The sequence below is a fragment of the Amycolatopsis sp. NPDC059027 genome, from assembly GCF_042739735.1.
Lineage (GTDB): Bacteria > Actinomycetota > Actinomycetes > Mycobacteriales > Pseudonocardiaceae > Amycolatopsis.
The window spans coordinates 12182-36870 of record NZ_JBHYIK010000070.1 but is presented as its reverse complement, the minus strand read 5'-3'; the positions used below and the strand labels follow the sequence as shown (position 1 = coordinate 36870).

Annotated in this window: 22 protein-coding genes, 2 tRNA genes and 2 pseudogenes; 17 read left to right on the top strand and 9 right to left on the bottom strand. The window is 67.1% G+C overall.

Annotated features, from left to right (window positions below; genetic code table 11):
• Window positions 1–9: 9 nt before the first annotated feature.
• The 9 genes and pseudogenes from ACFWY9_RS35785 to xerC all read left to right on the top strand — a co-directional run.
• Window positions 10–282: a hypothetical protein gene (locus ACFWY9_RS35785; protein WP_378340958.1), complete on the top strand. Its 273-nt coding sequence runs from the start codon at window positions 10–12 to the stop codon at window positions 280–282.
• Window positions 272–502: a hypothetical protein gene (locus tag ACFWY9_RS35780; protein WP_378340957.1), complete on the top strand. Its 231-nt coding sequence runs from the start codon at window positions 272–274 to the stop codon at window positions 500–502. The genes ACFWY9_RS35785 and ACFWY9_RS35780 overlap by 11 nt, the downstream gene beginning before the upstream one ends.
• Window positions 503–1421: 919 nt before the next feature.
• Window positions 1422–2756, top strand: coding sequence for a helix-turn-helix domain-containing protein (locus ACFWY9_RS35775; RefSeq protein ID WP_378340956.1), 1335 nt, complete (start codon window positions 1422–1424; stop codon window positions 2754–2756).
• A 552-nt stretch (window positions 2757–3308) separates the two neighbouring features.
• Window positions 3309–3533, top strand: a complete 225-nt coding sequence (locus ACFWY9_RS35770; protein ID WP_378340955.1) for a hypothetical protein — start codon at window positions 3309–3311, stop codon at window positions 3531–3533.
• A 300-nt stretch (window positions 3534–3833) separates the two neighbouring features.
• Window positions 3834–5927 (top strand): cell division protein FtsK, encoded by a 2094-nt coding sequence (locus tag ACFWY9_RS35765; protein ID WP_378340954.1) that lies wholly within the window; start codon window positions 3834–3836, stop codon window positions 5925–5927.
• Between the two features lie 156 nt (window positions 5928–6083).
• Window positions 6084–6308, top strand: a complete 225-nt coding sequence (locus ACFWY9_RS35760; RefSeq protein ID WP_378340953.1) for a helix-turn-helix domain-containing protein — start codon at window positions 6084–6086, stop codon at window positions 6306–6308.
• Window positions 6309–6420: 112 nt separating this feature from the next.
• The gene (locus ACFWY9_RS35755; protein ID WP_378340952.1) at window positions 6421–6702 is read left to right on the top strand and encodes a helix-turn-helix domain-containing protein; all 282 of its coding nucleotides are present in this window, start codon (window positions 6421–6423) and stop codon (window positions 6700–6702) included.
• The gene (locus ACFWY9_RS35750; protein WP_378340951.1) at window positions 6699–6899 is read left to right on the top strand and encodes a helix-turn-helix transcriptional regulator; all 201 of its coding nucleotides are present in this window, start codon (window positions 6699–6701) and stop codon (window positions 6897–6899) included. Before ACFWY9_RS35755 ends, ACFWY9_RS35750 begins: the two co-directional genes overlap by 4 nt.
• Window positions 6899–7996, top strand: a pseudogene (gene xerC / locus ACFWY9_RS35745) (tyrosine recombinase XerC); the annotation flags it as partial. The gene ACFWY9_RS35750 and the pseudogene xerC, both read left to right, overlap by 1 nt.
• 137 nt (window positions 7997–8133) lie before the next feature.
• Here xerC and ACFWY9_RS35740 read toward each other — a convergent pair.
• A tRNA-Lys gene (locus ACFWY9_RS35740) sits at window positions 8134–8206 on the bottom strand.
• Between the two features lie 170 nt (window positions 8207–8376).
• On the opposite strand from ACFWY9_RS35740, the gene ACFWY9_RS35735 reads away from it, so the two are divergent.
• Window positions 8377–9561, top strand: a complete 1185-nt coding sequence (locus ACFWY9_RS35735) for an Ig-like domain-containing protein (protein WP_378340950.1) — start codon at window positions 8377–8379, stop codon at window positions 9559–9561.
• A 233-nt stretch (window positions 9562–9794) separates the two neighbouring features.
• Here ACFWY9_RS35735 and ACFWY9_RS35730 read toward each other — a convergent pair.
• A tRNA-His gene (locus tag ACFWY9_RS35730) sits at window positions 9795–9870 on the bottom strand.
• Between the two features lie 85 nt (window positions 9871–9955).
• The gene (gene orn / locus ACFWY9_RS35725; RefSeq protein WP_378330183.1) at window positions 9956–10564 is read right to left on the bottom strand and encodes an oligoribonuclease; all 609 of its coding nucleotides are present in this window, start codon (window positions 10562–10564) and stop codon (window positions 9956–9958) included.
• Window positions 10565–10677: 113 nt separating this feature from the next.
• Here orn and ACFWY9_RS35720 point away from each other — a divergent pair, with 113 nt between their 5' ends.
• Both ACFWY9_RS35720 and ACFWY9_RS35715 read left to right on the top strand, forming a co-directional pair.
• Window positions 10678–12222 (top strand): helicase HerA-like domain-containing protein, encoded by a 1545-nt coding sequence (locus tag ACFWY9_RS35720; protein ID WP_378340949.1) that lies wholly within the window; start codon window positions 10678–10680, stop codon window positions 12220–12222.
• A gap of 76 nt (window positions 12223–12298) precedes the next feature.
• Window positions 12299–12676, top strand: a complete 378-nt coding sequence (locus ACFWY9_RS35715) for a DUF3224 domain-containing protein (protein ID WP_378340948.1) — start codon at window positions 12299–12301, stop codon at window positions 12674–12676.
• Between the two features lie 104 nt (window positions 12677–12780).
• Here ACFWY9_RS35715 and ACFWY9_RS35710 read toward each other — a convergent pair whose 3' ends face one another.
• From ACFWY9_RS35710 to ACFWY9_RS35700, 3 genes are all read right to left on the bottom strand, one after another.
• On the bottom strand, window positions 12781–13785 hold the full coding sequence (locus ACFWY9_RS35710; RefSeq protein WP_378340947.1) for a S1C family serine protease: 1005 nt from the start codon (window positions 13783–13785) through the stop codon (window positions 12781–12783).
• A 118-nt stretch (window positions 13786–13903) separates the two neighbouring features.
• Window positions 13904–15223, bottom strand: a complete 1320-nt coding sequence (locus ACFWY9_RS35705) for an amidohydrolase (protein ID WP_378330187.1) — start codon at window positions 15221–15223, stop codon at window positions 13904–13906.
• On the bottom strand, window positions 15220–16026 hold the full coding sequence (locus tag ACFWY9_RS35700; protein ID WP_378340946.1) for a class I SAM-dependent methyltransferase: 807 nt from the start codon (window positions 16024–16026) through the stop codon (window positions 15220–15222). Before ACFWY9_RS35700 ends, ACFWY9_RS35705 begins: the two co-directional genes overlap by 4 nt.
• A 188-nt stretch (window positions 16027–16214) precedes the next feature.
• On the opposite strand from ACFWY9_RS35700, the gene ACFWY9_RS35695 reads away from it, so the two are divergent.
• The 4 genes from ACFWY9_RS35695 (at window position 16215) to ACFWY9_RS35680 (ending at window position 19792) form a co-directional block, all read left to right on the top strand.
• Entirely contained in the window at window positions 16215–17123 is a 909-nt protein-coding gene (locus ACFWY9_RS35695; protein WP_378340945.1) for a DNA-3-methyladenine glycosylase family protein, read from the top strand.
• A gap of 171 nt (window positions 17124–17294) precedes the next feature.
• Window positions 17295–17972: a M50 family metallopeptidase gene (locus ACFWY9_RS35690; RefSeq protein WP_378340974.1), complete on the top strand. Its 678-nt coding sequence runs from the start codon at window positions 17295–17297 to the stop codon at window positions 17970–17972.
• A 56-nt stretch (window positions 17973–18028) separates the two neighbouring features.
• On the top strand, window positions 18029–19261 hold the full coding sequence (locus tag ACFWY9_RS35685) for an aldehyde dehydrogenase family protein (protein WP_378340944.1): 1233 nt from the start codon (window positions 18029–18031) through the stop codon (window positions 19259–19261).
• A gap of 387 nt (window positions 19262–19648) precedes the next feature.
• The gene (locus ACFWY9_RS35680) at window positions 19649–19792 is read left to right on the top strand and encodes a class III lanthipeptide (RefSeq protein ID WP_378330191.1); all 144 of its coding nucleotides are present in this window, start codon (window positions 19649–19651) and stop codon (window positions 19790–19792) included.
• 132 nt (window positions 19793–19924) lie between these two features.
• Here ACFWY9_RS35680 and ACFWY9_RS35675 read toward each other — a convergent pair whose 3' ends face one another.
• Window positions 19925–20578: a hypothetical protein gene (locus ACFWY9_RS35675; protein ID WP_378330192.1), complete on the bottom strand. Its 654-nt coding sequence runs from the start codon at window positions 20576–20578 to the stop codon at window positions 19925–19927.
• A gap of 177 nt (window positions 20579–20755) precedes the next feature.
• Here ACFWY9_RS35675 and ACFWY9_RS35670 point away from each other — a divergent pair, with 177 nt between their 5' ends.
• Window positions 20756–21859, top strand: a complete 1104-nt coding sequence (locus tag ACFWY9_RS35670) for a dihydrofolate reductase family protein (RefSeq protein WP_378340943.1) — start codon at window positions 20756–20758, stop codon at window positions 21857–21859.
• Window positions 21860–21865: 6 nt separating this feature from the next.
• Here ACFWY9_RS35670 and ACFWY9_RS35665 read toward each other — a convergent pair whose 3' ends face one another.
• Both ACFWY9_RS35665 and ACFWY9_RS35660 read right to left on the bottom strand, forming a co-directional pair.
• Window positions 21866–23083 (bottom strand): chitinase, encoded by a 1218-nt coding sequence (locus tag ACFWY9_RS35665; protein ID WP_378340942.1) that lies wholly within the window; start codon window positions 23081–23083, stop codon window positions 21866–21868.
• 155 nt (window positions 23084–23238) lie between these two features.
• A pseudogene (locus ACFWY9_RS35660) lies at window positions 23239–24582 on the bottom strand (cobaltochelatase subunit CobN); the annotation flags it as partial.
• Between the last annotated feature and the right edge of the window lie 107 nt (window positions 24583–24689).

Below are 24689 nucleotides of genomic sequence, written 5' to 3'. Positions count from 1 at the left end.
CTGACTGAAGTGAAGAAGTCGGCCCTGGCGGCGGATGCTGTTCCGTTTAAGGTTTATGGCGATGCTCTGATCTGGTGCGAGGTTTTCCCGAGGAAAGCTAACGAGCAGTTGGGATATGTTGAGGTTTTTCTTGGCGAGTACCAAAAGTCGTTTATGTCAGATCATTATCTTGTGCTGTTAACGCCAAAGGCTGCCATTAAATTGCATCGGGTGCTATCTGCGGAAATTGCGAAGGTGCGACGCCTTGTCACCGCCCGGAACGGGGATCGTGATGTTTACTGACAAAGTGGGCCTCATAGCGGCGATTACGGTCTATGACGACACGCCGTTAGAAGTGGTCGCGCGGCCGGGCGAGGATTTTGCAAGCGTGCTGGTTGGGGGCGGAATTCGTTCTTCCTCTTACGGAGAACTGGTCTTTACCCGTGAAGGGCTCGCCCGGCTACTCTCCAAAGAGATTGAAGCAGGCAAGATTATGGACAAGCCACCACCCGACGACGACTAGAGAAAGACCCCGCCCCAGCGAGCCGCGCACGCCCCCGACCGTGTGCGGCTCTTTTTTGTGTGCTCACAAACAAAAATCCCGCTAGCCTTCTGGCGGGTTGTCATCGTGGTCTTTGTACGGCCAGTGCCAGCCGGGTGGTAATTCGTTGGTGTCGCTGGGTTGTTGGTGCTGGGGTTTGGTTTTTTGGTGGCTTGTCTCGTGTTTGCGTATGACAAACCGGGGTTTTTGGTGGTTGTGTAGGTATCGGCGGATGGCTAGGAGCGTGCCGTAGGCGGCGAATGGTCCGCCGATAATCATGAGGGTGATCAGCGGGTTCAGGTGGGGATGGTGCGGCAGCACTGGCCCGTGTCCCCTCTCGCCGTTGTTCTGACTGGTAGCGGGGTGGCTGGCTGACCGGCGCGGGAACCCCTTATGGGCGCTGCTGCGCTAGCCGAGAGACAGAGCTAGGCGCGCGCTGCTCCGGGGACACCGGTTGCCAGCCACCCCGATGTGCCAGGCCGTACCGGGCGTGTCCGCGCTCGGGCAGCTCCGGTGCGGCCTGGGTGGCTGGTAGAGGGGCCGGGTCGGGGTCCGGTCCCTCTGCGGTGAACTGTCCCGGCAGAGCGCTGCCCTGGGCGAGAGGTGGCGTTGATTCCGCTGGTCGGTATCTGCTGGCCGGATGCCCCAGACGGGGGCGTGTCGGCCTGGCCGCCCTGTTGGCGGTTGGCTAGGCGCGGTGACCTGGGGCGTTAACTCACACGGAGCAGCGAAAATTCTGTCCGGCAGATATGCCGGGCTAGTCACCTTGGCCACTGGCTTCACTCTGGGTTGATCTCCGTCTACGGTGGGTGGGCTGTTGTCGGAGCTGCCAGAGGGCTTGATCATGAGCGCGAGGAGCGCGGGGGGCCGTCCTGACCCGCAGGTGTGGGAGGGCGAAGCGATGCGCGCAGCGCTCGCGGTCCGGGACATTCAGCGGGTGTATCGGCTGCTCAAGAGGCACGGCATCAGCCAGCGGCGCATTAGCGCGTTGACCGGGCAGGGCCAGCCTGAGATCAGCGAGATCATGAAGTCTGGTCGCCGCGTCATCTCGTATGAGTTGCTGGCGCGTATCGCTGATGCCCTGGGCATCCCACGCGGCTATATGGGCCTGGCCTACACCGACCGCACCAACGGCGGGAGCGCCCTTGCTGGCGGCGGTGCTGGTGTGGCTTCCTGGTGCTGGGATGACGAAGGAGGCGACGACGTGAAACGAAGGGCATTCTTTGCGTTCACGGCGAAGGCCGCTGTGGTTGGGGTGTCGGCTGCTGAGTTGGCGCAGGTAGCCCCGGCTAGCGCGGCTCCCGCAGCGGGTCGGATCGGTGAGGTAGACGTACGCGGCCTAGAGCAAGCCATCAGCTTTTGGCGGGCACAGGATGATGAGCTGGGCGGCGGCGCGGTCGCCGGAGCGGTGTCGGGTCATTTGCCGTTCGCGCGCGGCTTGCTGACCGCCGACGCTGCCGACGACATACGACAGCGGGTAGCGGTCGCGGTAGCTGATTTGCACTCCCTCGCGGGATGGGCAAGTTTCGATGTTGGCCATCGTGCCGACGCCCGCGCCTACCTCGCCTACGGGCTCGCGGTAGCCAAAGACGCCGGAAACCATGAGATGGCCTCGAAAATTTGCTGGCAGCTCGGCCGTATTTTCCTGCACAGCAAGGACTTCGACGGCAGTTTGAAATTATTCCAATTAGGACAGGTCAACGCCGCGGAAGCCCAATCACCCCGAGCGGCCGCGCTGATGGCCGCCAACCAAGCATGGGCCGACGCCGAACTCAACCGACCCGACCAGGTGCGCCGGGAGCTAGACCGTGCTAGCGAAGAAATGGGGCACGACAAGAAAACCCCACCCGCCTGGCTAGCGTTCATGGGACAGTCCGAAATAGACGGCATGACGGGCATGGCCTACAACTCTTTGGCATCGCATGACCGGACTTACGCAGACCGCGCCATCGAGGCCGCGACCCGTTCCCGCGACGCCCGACCAGAATCAGACGCGCGCTCACGGGCCTCGGATTCTGTTGCTATCGCAGCAAATCTACTCCGCACGGGGTCGCTTGATACAGGTTTGACGGCCGCTCAACGCGTGATCCCGCAAGTACAAGCGATTCACTCGCGACGCCTGACCGACCGTCTACAGTGGATCGAACAAGCCGCTGGCTTGTATCCGCGCAACGGGGATGCCCGGCAAGTTGTCCGCGAGGTGCACGCGCTGCGCGCCGGAACCCCACAAACCTAGCCGCGCTAACTTTCCTCCACCGTGGGCCAGACCTATCAGCCGATAGGTCTGGCCCAATTTTTGCGTTCGCATCCTGCATGTTGCGGCTACGGAGCGCGAGTAAACACCTCTTACGCCGCTCCGGAAGATCACCGGTTTGTCCTAGGGCGCGTTCGTGCTGATCGTGTTCACACTGGTCTAGACAGCACCAGCCGGTAGCACGAGGTGAGGAGGTGGACCCGATGACAGAACCAGGCGACTATGAGTGTTGCGGCGGGATTCCTCCGATATCCGGTGCCGTGTAGGCGAAAACTGGCTTCGGCTAGTTGGCCGCGTGGTGTCGCTGGGGTGGCCCACTAGGCGTGCTCCAGGCGAGCGAATCCGCCGTGATCCGGCAGACTTCCGCGCCTCCCAGGGTTACACCGGAAGAGCGGCCCGCGAACATCTAGCGGGTTCGCTTGCACGGCAACAAGTCTTTCCCGAGCCGTGCGAGAAGTTCCCGAAATATCCCAGAAACACCACGCTGTGACAGTTCGTGTCGTGGTGTGTCCACTATGAACAGGAGAAGAACCAATGATTGACAGGGTAGCCAACGCCATCATCGACATGGCTCGCGCCATGCTCGCCGACATCCCACCCGCTGACGCGACGGTAGAGCAGCGCGCGAATTTTCAGCTCTACAAGGCAGAAGTATGCGACCTGCTGTCCATTGTGGCCGAACCGGCGCAATCCCAGATCGCGCGGGATCTTGCCTCTACCGCCCGGTACGAGGCCCACAAGATCACAGCCGACTTCTAGAAGGGACTGTCCCGATGGGTAAGCATGTGCGGCGTTTTTGGTTGCGTGGCACCGCTGTAGTGACCAACGACCACGTGAGCGTGGTCCTGTGGTTCACCCGGCAACGCGCGAACCGGAACAAGCCCGACACCAGGCCACCGGATAACCGGCCGCCTCGTGATGGTGGGGTTATTCCTTGGCCACGCAAGCCAAAAGACACCTAGCCAGATAGGAGAAAGTCTGGGTGTGGTGGACGGTCCCGCGTGGACTGTCCACCACACCCCAGACCACACCAGACGCAGCGAAGGGAGGTGAAACCCCGTGCACGCCACCGAAACCGACCAGCCCGAGGAGCCCGACGAGGGCACTGAGACCATTGTGGAGGAAGATGCCGCGGCCCCGGTGCCGGCGGATCCACCGTCCACACCGGACGACACCGGGTCGTTTGTGGACCGTGTGCGGTCCCGCGGTCGCCGGCCGATCTGGCCCGGTTGGTTACTGTCCTGGAAGGACTTTCGCACTGCTTTTGTTGTGGTCGTTGGGTTCTATGCTCACACCGTCGGTTTTCATCTGATCCGTGCCCCGTGGTATGCGCTTCGGTTTGTCTGCCGTGGACCCTCCGGGGCGCTCCGGTTCGCGAAGTTCCTTGCGCGGTGGGTGTTCGATTGGGAGGGTCATCCCGTGCGCCTCGCCGCAGCTGACACCAAAAAAGCAGAGGAGTACTTGAAACTGTGCAAGCAGCGAGATAGGCGCGTCCGTACCCGGCTCACGGCAACCAGTGTGCTCGGTGGGCTCACTGCGGCGGTAGCGCTGGTGATTATCGCTGTTAGTCCGGGGTGGACAGTTCCGGCGTTTGCGGCGCTGGTTTCGGGTGTGTTCGGATATTTCAGTACTGGTAAGGATAATCCGATCGTTGGGCACGCCGTCACCCCTGCCCGGATTCGGAAACTCACCAGCAACGCGGTGGTACGCGCTCTGACCGTGATCGGGGTGTCTGGGATCAAGACCGACGAGATTCACTTTCCGGCACCGATCACGCGTGATGGTCCTGGCTGGCGTGCCGACGTCGATCTACCGGCAGGGGTGACCGCTGCCGAAGTCGCCCAACGACGCGACAAACTCGCCGCCGCATTGGGCAGGCCGTTGGGCTGTGTCTGGCCCGAAAACGACGCCACCGTCCACCCTGGACGGCTGGTGTTGTATGTCAGTGATCACGACATGGCCACCAGTCCACAACCGGTGTGGCCGCTGGCAAAGTCGGGCACTGTCGATATTTTCGCCCCCGTGCCCGTGGGCACCGATCAGCGCGGGCGCTGGATCTACGCCACGCTCATTTTTGCGTCGGTGTTGATCGGCGCGTTGCCGCGCATGGGGAAATCTGTCTTCCTGCGCTGCCTGCTCCTGATTGCCGCGTTGGATTTTCGGGTCGAGTTACACGTTTTCGACCTCCGTGGAGCGGGAGACCACGAACCTCTCGCACCGGTGGCGCACCGCTACCGGTGCGGCTACGACGAAACCGATATCGAATATTGTCTAGAGTCGTTGCGAGCTTTGCACCAGGACATGGCGCGCCGGTCCACAGTGGTGCGTGATCTTCCCCGAGATTTGTGCCCAGAAGCCAAAATTACGTCCGCGCTAGCTTCCAATCGATCCCTGGGTTTGCATCCCGTCGTCGTCGGCATCGACGAATGCCACATGTTGTTTAAGCACAAGACCTACGGGCAAGAACTCGCGGAAATCTGCGAAGACCTCATGAGGCGCGGCCCAGCCTTGGGCATCATCGCCATGCTAGCCACCCAACGACCCGACCCCGAGAGTGTTCCGTCCGGTATCAGCACCAACGCCGTAGTTCGGGCGTGCTTCAAAGTCCAGCGCCACAACGAAAACGACGCGATTTTGCAGAGCGGCGCTTACGGCTCTGGTATCCGGGCAACGAGTTTCACCAAAAACGACAAAGGACTCTGCTACTTCATCGGCGACGACGAACCGCACATTATGCGCACCGTCTACACCGACACAATCCAAGCCGATGCCATCGTGGCCCGAGCACGCGCGCTCAGGGAAAAACACGGGACGATCACCGGCTACGCCGCTGGGCAAGACCTTGCCAGCACAACAAAAACCAGTCCGGCACGCTCCACCCTGCTAGAGGATGTTCGAGCGGTTTTTCCCACAGGACAACACAAAGAGTGGGGAGAAGTCATCCTTACTCGCCTGGTCGAACTACGCCCCGACGTGTACGCGGACTGGACCCAAACCCAACTCACCGCCGCGCTCAAGCCCTACGGGATCAGCACCAGCCACCAAACCTCCAAAACCGACCCAGCAACCGGTCGCGAGACCAACCGGCGCGGCCTGCTCCGCACCGAGGTAGACACAGCCCTAGCCCGCCGAAACCACCGCCCAGCCGCCTAGCAGACAGGAGGACACCCAGCACCCAGCCCCGCTAGACCTAGCAGCACCGCTAGCAGCCTCAAGGCCCACTGACCAGGCATCTAGCGCCTAGCAGCCCAACCCGCCAACCCAGCCGAAACCCCGCCAAACCCGGCAACCAGACACCCCGGAGGAACGATGAAAACCTCACTCACCTTCGCCCAAATCCAAGCCCTACCCGCCATCGTGGACATCGTCACAGCCGGGCAGGCGCTCGGCATCGGACGCAACACCGCCTACGCGATGGCCAAAGCCGGAACCTTCCCCTGCCGCGTGATCAAAACCGGAGCCAGCTACCGCGTCCCCACCACCGAACTCATGACCCTACTCGGCATCCAACCAAGCTCAGGTGAGCAAGGCTAGTGGAGACGTTGCCCTAGTGAGCCGGTTAGCGTGCTAACCGACCGAATAGCCTAAGAGTGTTGCAAGCGTGCAACATCTCTGGGATGCTTGTCAGCTATGAAAGGAAGAGGCGATGAGTCAAAAGTGGGAATCCTTCGGCGCGTACGTTGCCAGCAGTCGCACCGAGCGCGGGTTATCGGTGCGTCAGGTTGCGAAACATACCGGTCTTGCCCCATCCACCGTCATGCGTACGGAAGACAGGCCGTACCAGACGCCGACTCCCGATGTGTTTCTTGCGCTCGTCGATGCTCTCGACCTGGACCTAAAAACCGCTGTGAATCTCGTGGAATCGTACAAAAAACTCTGGCAACGTTTTATTGCAGACAGGGAAGACGACGCAAGGCGTGCACCATGACCGGTTATGAACGGCTCTGGTCTGTCACTGACGTGGCCGACTATTTGGGTGTGCCGGTGAAGACGTTGTACGACTGGCGAACGCGTAACTATGGCCCCAAAGCTAGGCGCGTGGGTAGGCATCTTCGGTACAAGAGGTCTGAAGTGGTCGGCTGGTTTGAATCTCTCCCTGTTGATGTTGATTGGAGGCAAGGGTAATGGGAAGGCCGCCGTTGCCTGTGGGGACTTACGGCAACATCAAGACTAAGAAGCAGGGCTGCAACTGGCGCGCTCTGTGCAAGTTTCGGGATACCGACGGGGTTGTTCGTCAAGTCGCTCGTTGGGCTCCGTCTAAGGCTAAGGCGGAAAATAAGCTCAAGGAAGCCTTGCTGGACCGTCAAATTAGCTCGGGTGTCCTTAAAGTGAGTAGCAGGGTGCCCGACGTAGCCAAATTATGGTTTGCGGAGTTTCAAGAACTCGTCGAATCTGGCCGTCGTAGTGGAACGTCGCTGGATACTTTTGAAAACCGCTGGGAAAAACATCTCAAACCCCGTGTTGAAGGCTTGAGCATTGTTGAGATGACCACGGGTCGGGTTGATCGGATTTTGCAGGATATCAACGGGAAGTATTCGGCAAGCACTACGCGAACTTGTCGTGCTGTGATCTCGGGTTTCTGTGGTCTGGCGGTTCGGCATGGTGCGCTCAAGACTAACCCGGTGCGTGATGTTCGGAAGATTGAAGAGCGGAAGAGTAAGAAGAAGCCGAGGGCGCTCACCACTGATGAAGTTCTAGCCATCTTCGCGAAGGTGGATGCTGATGAGGTGGCGGTACGTCAAGATTTGCCGGACATCATGCGCTACTTCGGGGGCACCGGAAACCGCACGGGTGAGACCTTGGCGGTTCGCTGGGAGCTGATCGACTTTGAGTCGAAGGTGGCATGGTTTGGCGGCAACATGGTTCGCACGAAGGCGGATGGTAAGAAGATCAACGGAGGCAAGACCGATGCGGCTGACCGAAGTATCCCGCTGACTGACTGGCTTGTGGATATGCTTCTTGACCGCCGTGAGCGGGTGGCAGCCATGCAGGGGGTGAAGCCGGAGGAGTTGACCGGGTGGGTGTTCCCGAACTCGCTAGGGACGCTACGGGAGGCTAGTAACATGCGTCGTGACTGGCGCGCGTTCCGAGAGCGGCACAAGATTGCGGACTGGTTCACGCCGCGTACGTTCCGTCGCACCGTCGCCACCCTCGTGACCGACGCTTTGCCTGCTCGGGAAGCGAGTGACTTGCTTGGGCACTCTCGGGTGTCGATGACCACAGATACTTACGTCGGGCGTAAGTCCGCCTCGCCGGAGGTGGCGCGGGTACTCCGTGTGCTTCACCCCGCAAAGAGTGGAGTAAAGGTGGAGCAAGATCACCGCGCGACCCGCCGCAAGCCTGTGACCAGGCCAAAGAGTGCGCCATCAGGGACTCGAACCCCGAACCCGCTGGTTAAGAGCCAGCTGCTCTGCCAATTGAGCTAATGGCGCTTGGTACCTCTTCGCTTCGGTTTCCCTCGGCGACGTGGAAAAGATTAGCACGGCCCCGGAGGGGGTTTTCGCGGGGGGTCACTTGGGAGGAGTTACCCGATCTTGGCCCCAAGTTGTGCCCGGTCAGGCAGACTGTAGCGGGACATCGGCGGCGAAACGGGCGGGGTGTGATGGTGCGGCGGCGGGTGCTGGGACTGGTTGCGGTGGGGGTGATCGGGTTCACGGCGGCGTGCAGCGCGACGCCTTCGGGTGAACCCGCGGCGTCGAAGGTGGCGGCGCCGAGTAGCGCGCCGCCGGTGCTGAAACCCGCTTCGGTGAGCGTCACGCCGGCGGACGGCGCGAACGGCGTCGCCCCGGGTGAGCCGGTCACGGTCGCGGTGACGGACGGCAAGGTCGGCGAGGTCAAGCTGACCGGGGCCGACGGCAGGCAGGTCGCGGGCAAGCCCAAGCCGGACGGGTCGGGCTGGGAGTCCGCCGAGCCGCTGGGGTACGGCAAGAAGTACACGCTCGCGGTGGCGGCGACGGGGACGGACGGGAAGCCGGTCACCTCGCAGCAGTCGTTCACCACGGCGAAGCCGGCGCGGCAGATCGCGGTGTCGGTGAATGTGCAGGACGGCGACACGGTCGGCGTCGGGATGCCGGTGATCTTCACCTTCACCGGGAACGTGCCGGATCGGGCCGCGGCGGAGCGTGCGATCAAGGTCACGGCCGAGCCCGCGACGGAGGGCGCGTTCCGCTGGTTCGGCGACAAGCAGCTGGTCTGGCGGCCGAAGGAGTACTGGAAGAGCGGGACGAAGGTCTCGGTGAACGCCGCGATCTACGGCAAGGACCTCGGCAAGGGCACCTACGGCCAGGAGGACAAGCAGCTCGGCGTCAAGATCGGCGACAAGGTGGTCGCGGTGGCGGACGGGCAGACGCACCAGATGACGGTCTCGGTGAACGACAAGGAGGTGAAGACGGTCCCGGTCTCGCTGGGCAAGCCGGGGCACACGACGCCGGCCGGTACCTACACGGTGATGAGCGAGCATGTCGGCTTCACCATGGACTCGGGCACCTACGGCGTCCCGGCGGACAGTCCCGGCGGCTACAAGACCTATGTCCAGTACGCGATCCGCATGTCCTACAGCGGCATTTTCTACCACTCGGCCCCGTGGTCGGTGGGCGATCAGGGCAAGCGCAACGTGAGCCACGGCTGCATCAACCTCTCGACCGAGAACACCAAGTGGCTGATGGACCTCTCGAACCCCGGCGACCTCATCACCGTCCAGAACTCCGGCGGCCCCGCCCTGGAACCCACCGACGGCTGGTCCTACTGGCAACTCCCCTGGGACCAATGGAAAACCCCCACCAGCTAACCCGCCAAGGGGGTCGACGGGCGCTGCCCGTCGGCCCTCGCGCAAGGGTGACCATCAACGGCAGGTGGCAGGGCAACCAAACAACGCAACGCAACAGACGAACGAAACGCCCCCACACGGGATGGGGGTCCGGGGGACACCCCCGGCTGGGGGTCTGGGGGTCTGACCCCCAGAAAAAATGGCGAAACCCCAGCCAAGGGAGGTCCGGTAACGGCCCGAACAGGCTGGGGTGATGGGGTGAGCGACGGGTTTCGAACCCGCGACCTCCTGGACCACAACCAGGTGCTCTACCAGCTGAGCTACGCCCACCATCGCCGAGGTTTCTCTTGCGATCAACCGGCGAGAGCAATCGTAGCGTGCCCTCGCGCGGGGTTTTCTCCGGGGGTGGGCGGGGTCAGCCGGGGTGGCGTTCCTGCACTTCGGCGGCCATGGCCTTGGCCTGTTCGGTGCTGGGGCCGGGCTGGGGTACGAAGGCGGCGGCGCGGTAGTAGTCGAGCTCGCCGATGGATTCCTTGATGTCGGCCAGCGCGCGGTGCGCGAGGCCCTTCTCGGGCTTCGCGTAGTAGACGCGGGGGTACCAGCGCCGGACGAGTTCCTTGACCGAGGAGACGTCGACCATGCGGTAGTGCAGGTGCGCGTCGAGGGCGGGCATGTCGCGGGAGATGAAGCCGCGGTCGGTGGCGATGGAGTTGCCTGCCAGCGGTGCGGTGCCGGGCTCGGGGACGTGCTCGCGGATGTAGGCGAGAACACGCTGCTCGGCCTCGGCGAGGCTGACGGTGGAGCGGCGGACTTCCTCGGTGAGCCCGGAGTGCGCGTGCATCTCGCGGACGATCTCGGGCATTCCGTCGAGTTTGTCCTCGCCCGCGTGGATGACGATGTCGACGCCTTCGCCGAGGACGTTGAGCTCGGCGTCGGTCACCAGAGCGGCGATTTCGATCAACGCGTCCTTGCCGAGGTCGAGCCCCGTCATCTCGCAGTCGATCCAGACTAGATGGTCGGTCACCGGCAAACCCTAACCCGACACGGGGAGCCGAGCTGGCTCACCTGCGTATCCGGCGCGTTACGCTCTGCGCGAGCGAAGTGCGTGTGGTTTTGGACACAGAGTCGGGAGCAGTGGTGGTCGAGCAGGGGTCGGGGCCCGCGAGCGAGATCGCGAAGGGCTATGTCAGTGAGGGCGCCGCGGTCGAGCTGGGCGCGGTGGTCATCGACGGTCAGGCGGAGGCGGCCGCGGCGGTGCGGCTGCCGCTGGCGACGTTGAACCGGCACGGCCTGGTCGCGGGCGCGACGGGGACCGGGAAGACGAAGACGTTGCAGCTGGTCTCGGAGCAGCTGTCGGCGGCCGGGGTGCCGGTGGTGCTGGCGGACGTCAAGGGCGACCTGTCCGGCCTCGCGGCTCCGGGTGAGGCGAACGACAAGCTCACGAAGCGGGCCCAGGAGCTCGGGGACGACTGGGCGCCGACCGGGTTCCCGGTGCAGTTCCTCTCGCTGGGGACGGGCGGGAAGGGCGCCCCGATCCGCGCGACGATCACGAGTTTCGGGCCGGTGCTGCTGGCGAAGGTGCTGGGGCTGAACGAAACGCAGGAGTCGACGCTGGGGCTGATCTTCCACTGGGCCGACCAGCGGGGCCTGGCGTTGCTGGACACCAAGGACCTGCGCGCGGTGATCACGCATCTGACGAGCGACGAGGGCAAGGAGGACCTCAAGGGCATCGGCGGGGTGTCGGCCGCGACGGCAGGGGTGATCCTGCGCGCACTGTCCAATCTGGAGGCTCAAGGCGGCGAGGACTTCTTCGGCGAGCCGGAGCTGGACGTGCGCGACCTGATGCGCCAGGCCGACGGCAAAGGCGTCGTGACGCTGCTGGAGCTGGACAACCTCCAGTCGAAGCCCGCGTTGTTCTCGACGTTCCTGATGTGGCTGCTGGCCGAGCTGTTCGAGGTACTGCCGGAGGAGGGCGACCTCGACAAGCCGAAGCTCGTCTTCTTCTTCGACGAGGCACATCTGCTGTTCAACGGCGCGTCGAAGGCGTTCCTGGAACGGATCGAGCAGACGGTGAAGCTGATCCGCTCGAAGGGTGTCGGCGTGTTCTTCTGCACGCAGCTGCCGACGGACATCCCGAACAACGTCCTCTCGCAGCTGGGTGCCCGGATCCAGCACGCGCTGCGGGCCTTCACCCCGGACGACCAGAAGGCGCTTTCCCGGACGGTCAAGACCTACCCGAAGACCGAGTACTACGAGCTGGACAAGGCGCTGACGTCGCTGGGCATCGGCGAGGCGATCGTGACCGTGCTGTCCGAGCAGGGCGCGCCGACGCCGGTGGCGTGGACGCGCCTGCGGCCGCCGCGGTCGAAGATGGGCTCGATCGGCGACGAGGCCGTCGCGGCCGCGGTCCAGGCGTCGGATCTGCACGGCAAGTACGCGGAGACGATCGATCGCGAGTCGGCCTACGAGATCCTTCAGGCCAAAGTGGCGCCGCCGCAGGCGGACGGCCAGGCACCGCGGGACGCGCCGCCACCCGCTCCCGAGCCGGAACCGAAGAAGGACGAGCCGGGGTTCATCGAGCAGACACTGAGCAACCCCGCGGTGAAGTCGTTCCTGCGGTCCGCCGCCAACTCGCTGGGCAAGGAGATCACCCGGGGCCTGTTCGGCAACCGCAGGCGCTGAAAGCCTGACAGAGGATGTCAGGTAAGAGCGGCAGGCTGTGTTGGTCCACCGAGGAACGACAGACGGGATCGACGTCATGACCAGCACCGCCACCGCCTCGTTCGTGCTCGACAGTTGGGAGCCGCAGGCCGAAGACGAGACGGCGGGGACGCGGTTCGCGCGGGTCGCGATCGTCAAGACGTTCAGCGGGGACGTCGAGGGGGCCAGCACCGTCGAGATGCTCACGGCGGTGAACGACACTTCGCGGGCGTACGTGGCTTTCGAGCGCTTCGCGGGGGCTGTCGGCGGTCGCAAGGGGACGTTCGTGCTGCACCACTCCGCCGGTGATCACAGCCTCGACCTGCGGATCCTCCCCGGTTCCGGGACAGGCGAGCTGGCCGGGATCAGTGGCACCGCCGCGATCACCCAGGACGCCGAAGGCAACCACACGCTCACGCTGACGTACGAAGGCTGAAGGCCCCTCAGAGTCCCGAATCCCTGAGGGGCCTTCAGCGAGTTCCTCGCACCCCGTGAGCGAGGAAGGATGGGCCGCCCCGACCGCGGTCCATCCCGCTCTCGTCAGCCGACGATCTGGTTCACGATCTTCATCGCGTCGTTGATCGGGATGGCGAAGCCGATCCCGACGCTGCCCGCCGCACCGCTCGACGACTCGACCGGGCTGTACATCGCCGAGTTGATGCCGATCACCCGGCCCTGGCTGTCGACCAGCGGACCGCCGGAGTTGCCCTGGTTGATCGAGGCGTCGGTCTGGATGGCCGTGTAGCTCGGCGAGTCACCGGAACCGCTCGTGTCGCGGGTGTTCCGGCTGAACGGCGACTGCTGTTGCTGCTGCTGTTCCTGCCCGCCGAGGTCGGAGAGGTTCCGGTTCAGCGCGCTGATGATGCCGGTGGTGACGGTGCCCTGCAGCCCGCCGGGCGAGCCGATCGCGACCACGGACTGGCCGACCGCCAGCTTGCCCGAGTCGCCGATCGCGGCCGGGGTGAACCCGCTGCCGTTCTTGACCTGCAGGACCGCGATGTCCGCCTTGGTGTCCGCGCCGACGACGTCGGCCTGGTACTTCTTGCCGTCCGACGTCGTGATCGTGACGGGCCCGGCCGCGCCGGAGACGACGTGCGCGTTGGTCAGGATCCGGCCGTCTGCGGTGAGGAACACCCCGGAGCCGATCGCGCCGCCCCGCTGCGTCGTGACATTCACCTGCACGACGCTCGGCGTCACCTTCGCCGCGATGCTGCTGACGTCCCCGGAGCCGGTGGTGTTCGCGACCGTCTGCCCGTTCACCGGTGCCGAACTGGACGTCGTGGTGCCGGAGGCGGACGGCGTGGAGGTCAGGCCGACGACCGCGGCTCCGCCCGCGCCGCCGAGCAGTGCGGCGGCGAGCGCGGTGGCGCCGACCAGCGCCGCGACCCGGTTGCCCTTCTTGGGCTGCGCCGGGGCCGGCGGCTGGGTGAAGAGCGGGTTCGGCGTGGCCTGCTGGTAGCCGTAGTGCGGGTACGGCTGAGGGTGCTGGTGCGGCTGGTGCCCACCGGGTGAGGCGGGGCCGGGCCGGCTCTCGTTCTCGGTCATGACTCAAGATTCGCCCGCGTGCGTGTGAAGAGCCTGTGGAAACACCTGCGGCTTTGCTGAGAAGAATCAGCTGAGAAACCTCAGGTGAATCTCAGCAACGGGGAATCCTTTGTGGACCTCAGTCGAAGAACGCCGGGACGTCCAGCGCACCGCCGGACGCCTCGAACTCCTCGTGCACGGCGGCGCGCAGGGCCGCGTCGCCGAGGTAGTCCGCGGCGGTCAGCGCGAGCCCGAGCGCACCGTCCACGACCGCGGCGTCCCCGGCCGCTGATCCGGCAGCGGCCGCGAACTCCTTGGTGTGCAAGGCGGTTGTCGCCTCCGACACCGCGATCATCGGATGGATCGCGGGCATCCGGTAGGACAGATTGCCCAGATCCGTCGACCCGGTGAGCGATTCGGGGACGACGCCCGGCGGCAGCGGTTTCCGCCCGGTACCGCGCTGGTTGACCGACCAGCGCCCGGCCAGTGTCGTGTTGAACCGGATCGGCAGGTACGCGGGCTGGGAGTCCCAGAGCAGCTCGACGCCGCAGCCGGTCATCTCCGCCGCGCCGTGCGCTATCGCCGTCATCCGGGTGGCGAGGTCCCGCAGTGTCGCGGGGGTGCCCGAGCGCAGGTAGAACAGCACGGCCGCGCGGGCGGGAATCACGTTCGGTCGCGCGCCGCCGTCGGAGAATACGCCGTGCACGCGGTCGCTGTCCGGCAGTTGCTGGCGCAGCGCCGAAACGCCCTGGTACGCGGCCACGGCGGCGTCGAGCGCGTTGCGGCCCATGAACGGCTGCGCGGAAGCGTGCGCGCCGACCCCGTGGAACACCATCTCCAGCTGGCGCCTGCCGAGGAACGGGTGCATCGCGATGTCGTGGCTGAACGGGTGCAGCATGAGCACCGCGTCGACGTCGTCGAAAACCCCGGCGCGGGCGAGGGTTTCCTTGCCGCCCCCGCCTTCTTCGGCCGGTGTGCCGATCAGGCTGACGCGTCCGCCGAGTTGCTCCGCGACCGCGGCGGCTCCGAGGAACCCGCCCGCTCCCGCGGTGCAGATGACGTTGTGCCCGCACGCGTGGCCGAGCCCCGGAAGGGCGTCGTACTCGGCGAGCACGGCGATGTGCGGGCCTTCGCCGGGGGTGCCGACACGCAGCGCGGTGTCCAGCCCGCCGACGCCGATCGTCGCTTCGTGACCGTGTTTGGCCAGTAGTTCGGCGAGTGCGCGCACCGAGCGGTGTTCGGCGAAGCCCTCTTCGGGATGGGCGTGCAGATCCTGGCTGAGCGCCACGAGATCGGCGGAAACGGCGTCGATCGCGCTCCGGACGGCCGACCGGCTCGTGGTGTCGGCGCCGGTGTGCGGGGAATCCAGTGGCTCGGCGTTCGCCACCGCGTCGGCGGTGTCTTCGATGAGGGAACGGAGATAGCTGTCGTCGGGCGGGATCGGCGCGGCGTGGCTCATCCGCCGATGCTATGTCCTGCGGGACGCCCGCACAGTGTCGGCACCGCGAGCCTGCCCGCCACGATCTGCGTGAACCCCGCGTACCGTTCGGTGATCGCGGTGAAGCCCCGCTTCCGCAGCGCCGCCGCGATCTCCCCGCGGTCGAACATCCTTTGCCCGCTGAGGATTCCGCCCATGGTCTCGACGGTCCGAGCCGGTTGCCAGCCCCGTCGCGCGCTGGTGAGCAGCACGATCCGGCCACCGGGCTTGAGCAGTTCGGCGAAGGAGTCCAAGGCCTTTTCGGGCTCGGCGAACATGTGGAGCGCGGCGAAACAGCAGATGGCGTCCACTGTGGACCCGCGAAGGGGTGGTTCGACGGCGTCGGCGCGAAGGTAGGCGACGTTGTCCCGGCCGTCCTCCGCGACCGCCGCCTCGAGCATCGGACGTGCGCCGTCGAGACCGATCGCGAGGCCGCCCGGGGTGACCGCGGCGCCGAACGCGCGGGTGAACCGGCCTGTGCCGCAGGCGACGTCGAGCACGGTCTGGCCGGGGCGCAGGGCCAGCAGTTCAGTGGCCAGCCGGACTTCGCCGGCCATGCTCGGGCCGAACGGGCCCTTGAAGACACAGCCGAGCAGCGGCCGCCAGTACCGCTCGTAGACGCGGGGGAGCAGCGACGTGCGCATCAGCCGCTGCGTGATCCCGGTGGGCGGCCCGGCCTGCGGGGACTCGCCGAGCAGATCGACGAACCCCTTGTCGCCGCTCGGGACCGCGGTGGTCAGCAGGTCGGCCAGGCGGTCGCGTGTTCCCGGCTGCGTCGTCGGCATCGCCTGCTCCTGGGGTCGGGAGTTCGGATACCGGGAGTATGCCAGATGGGGAAGGTGCAGGCCAGCGACGTGTGCGCACCACTATCGAGTGAACATCTCGGTGCTCGGGTGTTCGAGGCCGGAAAGTGTCGGTGCTCCTTCCTAACGTCGTCGGCACGGTGTTTCCGAGCCCACGAGGAGGGCATGAGATGACTGCGACAGCGGCGCCTACCGGCCGGATCACGGTGTGCGGGCCGTTCGATCTGGCGGCTTCGGCCAGGTTCCTGGCCGGCTTCACACCGGCGGGGCGGCCGGACGCGGCGGGCGAGTCCGGGGTGCTCAGACTGGCGTTTCCCGTCGACGAGGGTGGCACCTCGGTCGGTGCGGTGATCCGGCAAAGAGCCCCGGGCACGGTGGAGGTCGAGGCGTACGGCCCGCCCGGCCTCGCGGAGGCGGTGACGGCTCAGGTCCGGCGGATTCTGTCCCTCGACGTCGACGGCACCGGATTCGCCGGGGCGGGCGAACGTGATCCGGTGGTGGGCGCGCTCCAGCGGGAGCGGCCGGGATTGCGTCCGGTGTTGTTCCCGTCGCCGTACGAAGCGGCCTGCTGGGCGGTGCTCAGCCAGCGCGTCCGCGGGAGCCAGGCCGCGCGGATCAAGCGGCGGCTGGCCGAGGAGTACGGGAAGCGGGTGAACGTGGGCGGTGTCGCGCTGACCGCGTTCCCCGAGCCGGAGCTGCTGGCCGGGCTGTGCGATTTCCCCGGTATCCCGGAGACCAAGTTCGAGCGGCTGTGTCTGGTGGCCAAAGCGGCCGCGGAGGGAGAACTCGACGCGGCGAGGTTGCGGGCGCTGCCGGTTGAGGAGGCGCTCGCGCGGTTACGGCTGCTCCCCGGCGTCGGCCCGTTCTCCGCCGAGCTGATCCTCATCCGCGGCGTCGGGCACCCCGACGTCTTCCCCGCGAGCGAAGGGCGGTTGGCCGAGGAGATGAGACAGCGGTACGGACGGCCGGATGCCGGGGCCGCGGAGCTGGCCGCGATCGCCGAGGCCTGGCGGCCGTACCGGAGCTGGGTTTCCTTCCTGCTGCGCACCGCGCACGAGAAGGGAGACACCATGGTGTAGCTGACCCATTACCGGATGCGGCCGGTCGGCGGGCGACGGGGACTTACGCGGGCCAAATCCGGCCTGTGGTGAGGTGTGCGGGTGAGTTCCTCGGTTCTCTCGGCGGTGCCGTTCACCAGTCTCCCGTTGTTCTCCGCGGAATCGTCCGGGCTCGGCAAGGCCTCCGAGTCGATCGTCTCCGGTGAGCTGTCCACCATCACCCTCGTGGCCGGTGGCCTGGCACTGCTCACGGTGCTGGTCAACGGGCTGTGGCGGCCCGCGCGCAACGTGGTGACGATCGTGCACGAGGCCGGGCACGCGCTGGCGGCGGTCATGGTGGGGCGGCGGCTGAGGGGCATCAAGCTGCACTCGGACACCTCGGGCGTCACGGTGTCGCGCGGCAAGCCGGAGGGGCCGGGGATGGCCTTCACGGCGATGGCGGGCTACATCGCGCCCTCGGTGCTCGGGCTGTTGTTCGCGACGCTCGCGGGGGCGAAGCTGACGACGCTGGTGCTGATCCTGATCGCGTTGCTCCTGCTCGGCGTGCTGGTCATGACCCGCAACGCCTACGGGGTGTTCGCCGTGGTCGCGAGCGCCGTGGTGCTCGGGCTGATCGCGCTGGTGGCGCCGACGTGGCTGCAGGCCCCGTTCGTGTACCTGCTGACGTGGTTCCTGCTCATCGGCGGGATCCGCCCGGTCATCGAGCTGCAGGCGAAGCGTCGCCGGGGCACGGCCCGTGACTCCGACGCCGACCAGCTCGGCCGGCTGACCGGGGTGCCCGCGGTGTTGTGGGTGCTGGTGTTCGGCGTGCTCACGGTGAGCTGCCTCATCGCGGGCGGGTTGTGGCTTCTGGAGCCCGTGGCGGCCTGAGCGCGGCCGTGCGGCAGACTGTTCCCCCAGTCTGTGCGCGCGGAAGGAGTCGGACGATGGACGAGGTGGCCAAGGCCGTCGAGGAATGCGCCCGGGCGGCCAAGCTGGCCGCGCCGTCCCTCGCCACGGCGGGTGCCGACGCCGTGGACGCCGCGCTCGTCGGGATGGCCGAGCGGCTGCTGAGCCACCGCGCCGAGGTGCTGGAGGCGAACGAGGCCGACGTCGCCAAGGCTCGTGCCGAGGGGATGAGCGCCGGGCTGCTGGACCGGCTCACCATCACCCCCGAGCGGCTGACCGGCATGGCCGATCAGCTCCGGCTGCTGGCCGGCGCCCCGCACCAGGAACGCTCGGTCGAAGTGTCCACTTTGGATGGTGGGCTGCGGCTGGTGGAGCGGCGTCGTCCGGTCGGCGTCATCGGTGCCAACTACGAGGCGCGGCCGAACGTGACCGTGGACGTGGCCTCGCAGCTGGTGAAGTCGCGCAACGCCGGCGTCCTGCGGACCGGCTCCGCGGCGCTCGGTTCGGCGCAGCGGCTGCGGGAGTCGGTGATCGCGCCCGCGCTGGACGCGGCCGGGATCGACGCCGATGTCGTGCAGCTGGTGCCGAGGGTCGAGCGCGAGGCGGCTTCGGCGCTGGTGCGCCTGCCCGCGCTCGTGCCGCTGGTGATCCTGCGCGGCAGCGGTGACAGCACCCGTGCGCTGGCCACCGAGGCAGCGGTCCACGGTGTCCGCACGCTGGCCCACGCCGACGGCGGGGGCGTGCTGTACGTCGACGCGGCCGCCGACGTGGCGAAGGTGCGGGAGCTGGTCTTCGCGAGCCTCGACCGGCTCGGCGTGTGCAACCGGCTCAACCTGCTGCTGATCCACGAGGGCGTGCACGACGCGATATGGCCGTCGATCGCGGAGGCACTCGGCGAGCGCGGTGTCACCCCGTCGCTGGCGCCGCACGAGCACGCGATCGGCTACGAATGGGCGCTGGACTCCGAGCGCGAGGCCACGGTCACCGTGGCGAAGGTCGGCGGGCTCACCGAGGCCGTCGAGATCGCGAACGAGCGTACCTCCGGTCTCGCCGCCGGAATCGCGACCGAGGACAAGGCCGCCGCCGAGGCGTTCTTCGACGGCTACACCGGCACGGGCGTGTTCTGGAACGCCCCGACCCGGCTGCTCGACGGCTTCAAGCTGCTCGCCGTGCCCGAGACCGGCATCAACCTGGACAGGGTGCCCGGCCCGCGCGGTCCGGTCACCTACACCGACCTGTACGTCCGCCAGTACGCGGTACTCCCGGCCTGAACCGCCGAAAGCGCCTGAGCGCCGTACGCGCTGACGTTCCGCTGAACAGCAGTGTCCACTGTGTACACCGTCGGCAGGTCCTGGAGGCGGACCGTCGTCTCTCGGTACTGCGTGCGATCGAGCCGGAGCCGCCCGGCTGGCTGACGCCTGCCCTGCCGAGCTCGGCGAAGCCACCGATCTACCCGTCCGGGTGACTCGGCCGATCACACGAAAAGGGCCCCTGTGGCCACCGTCGGATCCCGTTTTCGTTGTGTTCCGCTCGGCTGTCAGGGTGGCGTGGATGCCCGATGGTATGGCGTGCCGGCAATGCTGTGGTGTCCCGCCGGTTGGTGTCTTTAACTGTGAAGCGAGGTAGTCCATGATCGACTCCACCGGAAGGGCACAACGATGAAGCACGTGCTTGACCTGCAAGTACTTCCCGAGGAAGAGTGCAGTCTCGGCGCCGACGAGATCCCGCACCACAGCCACCACAGCTGGGGCTGCACGCACAGCGGCCTGAGCCTCCTCCTGTGTGTGACTGACGGCGACTGAAGCCACGGCGGCCGAAGTGCGACCGGTCGGTGCGGCATAGAGCGGGCACCACTGCGCCGACCGGGACAATCGCGGACTCGGGACAGGGCACGAGCCCGCTCGTCCTGAGCCACGAGAGCGACTGTGCCCGCTTCAGCTGGGCGCGCAGGTTTTGGGGCTCTGCGGAGCGGGCCCGCTGTGCCCGCGAGAGACCTCGAAGGTCACCGGGAGCTGGTGGCCCTCCCGGTCGTTCGGGCCCATCGCGCGGAGCAGGACCCTTGCCCAGGCGCCGGAAGCCTGAGCGAGGACCACCGATTCGCTGACGTGCACGCCGGAGGTCCGGCAGGTCAGCGCGGGTGTGGTGACGCTGAAGTCGATGACGCCGACGGTGCTGCTCCCGCTCGCCGTGCCGTTGGCGAAGGCGGTGCACGTGCCAGGGTGGTTGTCGACGCCCACGCAGGTGGCGTTTCCGTTGTCCGTGCTCGTGAAGCTCACGCTGTCGATGCCGATGGTGATGCCCTCGACCGCCGCAGTTCTGTCGTCCAGGACGTTGACGGTCACGGTGCTCACTTCGACCGGGCGAACCGGTGCGACGAGGGACGGCGGGGCCACGTCGGAAGGCACCACGAGGGCGAGGAGTACCGGCAGTCCCACGGCCGCGACCAGCATGGCCGCCCCGGCGTACCGGGGAAGGTGGACGTGGAAGCCGCCGTTGACGACCCCCACCTGGATCAGGCCGCGGACCTTGCCCGTGAAGGTGTTCGTGACTCGCGTGGTCGATGTCTTGTCGAACTGCCGCTTCTTCATCGGCGACCCCCACGTGGACAACGTCGGGTTGCTGTGAAGCACCAGACAATACTTCAGCCGGTTCCGGCCGGACCCACGGACCGGCGCGATCGGCGGCGGAGCGGGTCGTCGATCGGGGACCCGCGCCCCCGCGTACGCACTCGCCCGGGCGACCGCACGTGCGGGCATACTGGCTGGGTGATCACCCGGCCCTATGTCCTGCTCTCCGCGGCGCAGTCGCTGGACGGCTATTTGGACGACGCGTCCGATGAGCGGCTGGTTCTGTCCACTGAGGACGACTTCGCCGAGGTGGACCGGCTGCGGGCCGAGGCCGACGCGATCCTGGTCGGTGCGGGCACGGTGCGGGCGGACAATCCGCGGCTGCTGGTGCGCTCGCCCGAGCTGCGGCGGGCGCGGGTGGCCGAGGGGCGGCCCGAACAGCCGATCAAGGTGACCATGACCGCGACCGGCGACCTCGACCCGGAGTCCCGGTTCTTCACCACCGGGGACACACCGAAGCTCGTCTACGCCCGGCCCGGTGCGAAAGCCGAGTTCGGCGCCGCGGCAACCATGGTCGAGCTGGCGGAGCCGGGTTTCGGCGCGGTGCTTGACGACCTCGCCACGCGCGGGGTGCGGCGGCTGCTGGTCGAGGGCGGCGGCGCGGTGCACACCCGGTTCCTGGCCGACGGGCTGGCCGACGAACTGCGGCTCGCGATCGCGCCGGTGTTCGTCGGTGATCCGCGGGCGCCCCGGTTCGTCGGGCCGGGAACATTCCCGCGGCCGATGACCCTCACGGACGTCCGCTCGCTCGACGGGGTGGCGGTCCTGCGGTACGTCGCCGCGACCGAACCGTCCTCAATGGACATTCAGCGGCTGCGGGAGGCCATCGCGCTCGCCGCGCTGTGCCCGCCGCGCGCGACGTTCCGGGTCGGCGCGGTGCTCACCGACGCCGAAGGCGCGGTGCTGGCCACCGGGCACTCCGGGGAAGGGGACCCGCACAACCACGCCGAGCAGGCCGCGCTCGCGAAACTCGACCCGCGCGATCCTCGGCTCGCCACCGCGACGATGTACAGCTCGCTGGAACCCTGCAGCGTCCGGTCGTCCAGCCCTGCCAGCTGCACCCGGTTGATCCTCGACGCCGGGATCCCGCGGGTCGTCTTCGCCTGGCGTGAGCCCGAGATCTTCGTGGTCTGCGAGGGCGCCGAGCAGCTGGAGGCCGCCGGACGCCGGGTGGTCGAGGTGTCCGCGCTCGCCCGAGACGTCATGCGCGAGAACACCCACCTGCCCGGCGTCCGGGCCTGACGGAACTCAGCAGGCGCCGTTGTCGGTCCAGACGCCCCACTGGCCGGTCGTTCCGGGTTCTTCGCCCTGCGTCCACCACTTCGCGGTCCACTTGTGGCCGTTGTGCGCGACGACGTTGCCGCCGGTGTAGATCGCGGACTTCTGCCATTCGGCGGCGGTGCACGAGCCCGGCTGCGTCGGAGTCGTCGGGGTGGTCGGCGGCGTGCTCACTGGCGGGGTCGCCCCGGCGAAGCGGGTGCTGAACTTCGTGAAGTCCCAGTCGTTCTGCGGGACGTTGCTGCACACGCCGTTGTCCGTGGTGCCGACGCAGGGCCGGTCGCGGTTGACCGACCAGAAGGTGAACCGGCCCAGCTTGTGGCTGGTGGCGTAGTCGTACACGGTCTGGAAGTCGGCGACCTGGAAGTACTCCGAGGCGTCCGATTTCCCGTTCATACCGGAGAATCCTTCGTGCGCGTAGGCGGTCGCGCTGTCCCAGCCCATGTGGCTCATCAGCTGACCGTGGAGGCCCTCCAGCGCGGAGACCTGCGACGAACCGCCGTTGAAGCCGCCGTCGAACGGCATGATCGAGAAGTTGTCCGGGGTGAGGCCGATCGACTTCGCCGTGTCGATCAGCTGCGTGCCGAACCAGTTGGCACCGCTGGAGATCCCGGGCATCGTGATCGAGAGGAACAGGCCGGGATTGTCGGCCCGGAGCTTCTTCGCCGCGCCCAGTTCGTTCGCGATCGCCGCGGTGTTCTCGATTTCCGGCTCTTCGAGGTCGAAGTCGATCGCCTTGAGGCCGTACTTCGTGATCACCTGCTGGTAGGCCGCGGCGGTGGCGTCCGCGGTGCCGCAGGTCTGGCCGAGCTTGGTCCCGCCGTAGCCGCCGACCGACACCGAGACGTCGCCGCCGGCGCCGCGGATCCTGTCGATCACCCCGGCCACCGCGGTGTCCGAGGGGACCGGTGACTTGCCGTCCCAGGTGGGGGCGCAGCCGCCGCCGTCGGGAGCCAGGATGAAGGCCAGTTGAAACGCTTTCTGACCGGTCGCGTTCATCACCGTCACCGGGTCGGGCGGGTTGTTGCTCTGGGGCATGAGGTACGGGGCCGAGGCGTACCAGTTGCTGGGCAGCGCCGCGGCGGCGGGCTGGGCGTCCGCGGTGGCGACTGTGAATCCAACGGTGGTCGCGGCCCCGACGAGCGTGGCGGCGGCGAACCCGAGGGCGGTCAGCGTGCGTCGTTGCATCTGTCCTCCTGTGAGGCGGGATGCCGTACAGCATTGGACTAGACCATTTCGGATGTCAAGGCATGGTCTGGACCAAGAGACGCCAGGAGGGGCGAAAACGCCGAAATGCCGGATATTCGTCCGGCATTTCGGCGTCGTGTCAGCCGAGTGGACGGCTACTCGGACTCGAGATCGCCTTCCAGCGACAGGTAGACGTCGCGCATCCGCGCCAGCAGGTCCGGGTCCGGTTCGGCCCACAGGCCGCGGTCGGCGGCTTCGTTGAGCCGCTCGATGATGCCGCGCAGCGCCCACGGATTCGCCTGGCGCAGGAACTCCTGGTTCACCTGGTCCAGTACGTACGATTCGGACAGCTTCTCGTACATCCAGTCGCCGACCACCCCGGCGGTGGCGTCGAAGCCGAACAGGTAGTCCACCGTCGCGGCCAGTTCGAACGCGCCCTTGTAGCCGTGCTTGCGCATCGCGCCGATCCAGCGCGGATTCACCACGCGCGCCCGGAACACCCGCGCGGTCTCCTCGCCGAGCGTGCGGGTCCGCACCGCGTCCGGCGTCGTGCTGTCTCCGACGTACGACGCGGGCGCGGCGCCGGTCAGCGCCCGTACGGTCGCGATCATGCCGCCGTGATACTGGAAGTAGTCGTCGGAGTCGGCGATGTCGTGCTCGCGGGTGTCGGTGTTCTTCGCCGCGACGACGATGCGCTTGTACGAGCTCTCCATGTCCTCGCGTGCGGGGCGTCCGTCGAGGCCGCGGCCGTAGGCGAAGCCGCCCCACACCGCGTACACCTCGGCGAGATCCTTGTCGTCACGCCAGTTCCCGGAGTCCATCAGCGGCAGCAGCCCGGCCCCGTACGCGCCCGGTTTGGAGCCGAAGATCCGGGTCGTGGCGCGGCGTTCATCGCCGTGCGCGGCCAGATCCGCGCGGGTGTGGGCGCGGACGAAGTTCTGCTCGTCGGGCTCGTCCAGCCCGGCGACCAGCCGTACCGCGTCGTCCAGCATCGTGATGACGTGCGGGAACGCGTCGCGGAAGAACCCGCTGATCCGGACCGTGACGTCGATGCGCGGACGGCCCAGCTCGGCGAGCGGGATCGGCTCCAGCCCGGTGACCCGGCGCGACGCCTCGTCCCACACCGGCTGGACACCCAGCAGCGCCAGCACCTCGGCCGCGTCGTCCCCGGACGTCCGCATCGCCGATGTGCCCCACACCGAAAGGCCCACCGAGCGCGGCCAGTCTCCCGTGTCTTCGCGGTAGCGGCGCAGCAGGGAGTCCGCCAGCGCCTGGCCGGTTTCCCAGGCCAGGCGGCTCGGGATGGCCTTGGGGTCGACGGTGTAGAAGTTCCGTCCGGTGGGCAGCACGTTGATCAGCCCGCGCAGCGGCGACCCGCTCGGCCCCGCCGGGACGTACCCGCCGTCGAGCGCGTGCAGCACCATGTCCACTTCGGACGCCGTCCCAGCCAGCCGCGGCACGATCTCCTCGGCCGCGAACCGCAGCACCCGCTCGATCTCCGCCGTCGGGGGGGGGGGGGCGCCCCCGGCCGCCCCCCCCCGCCGGCGGCGGGGGGCGGCCGCCCCCCCCGCCGCCCCCGGGGGGCGGGGCGGGGGGGGCCCCCCGG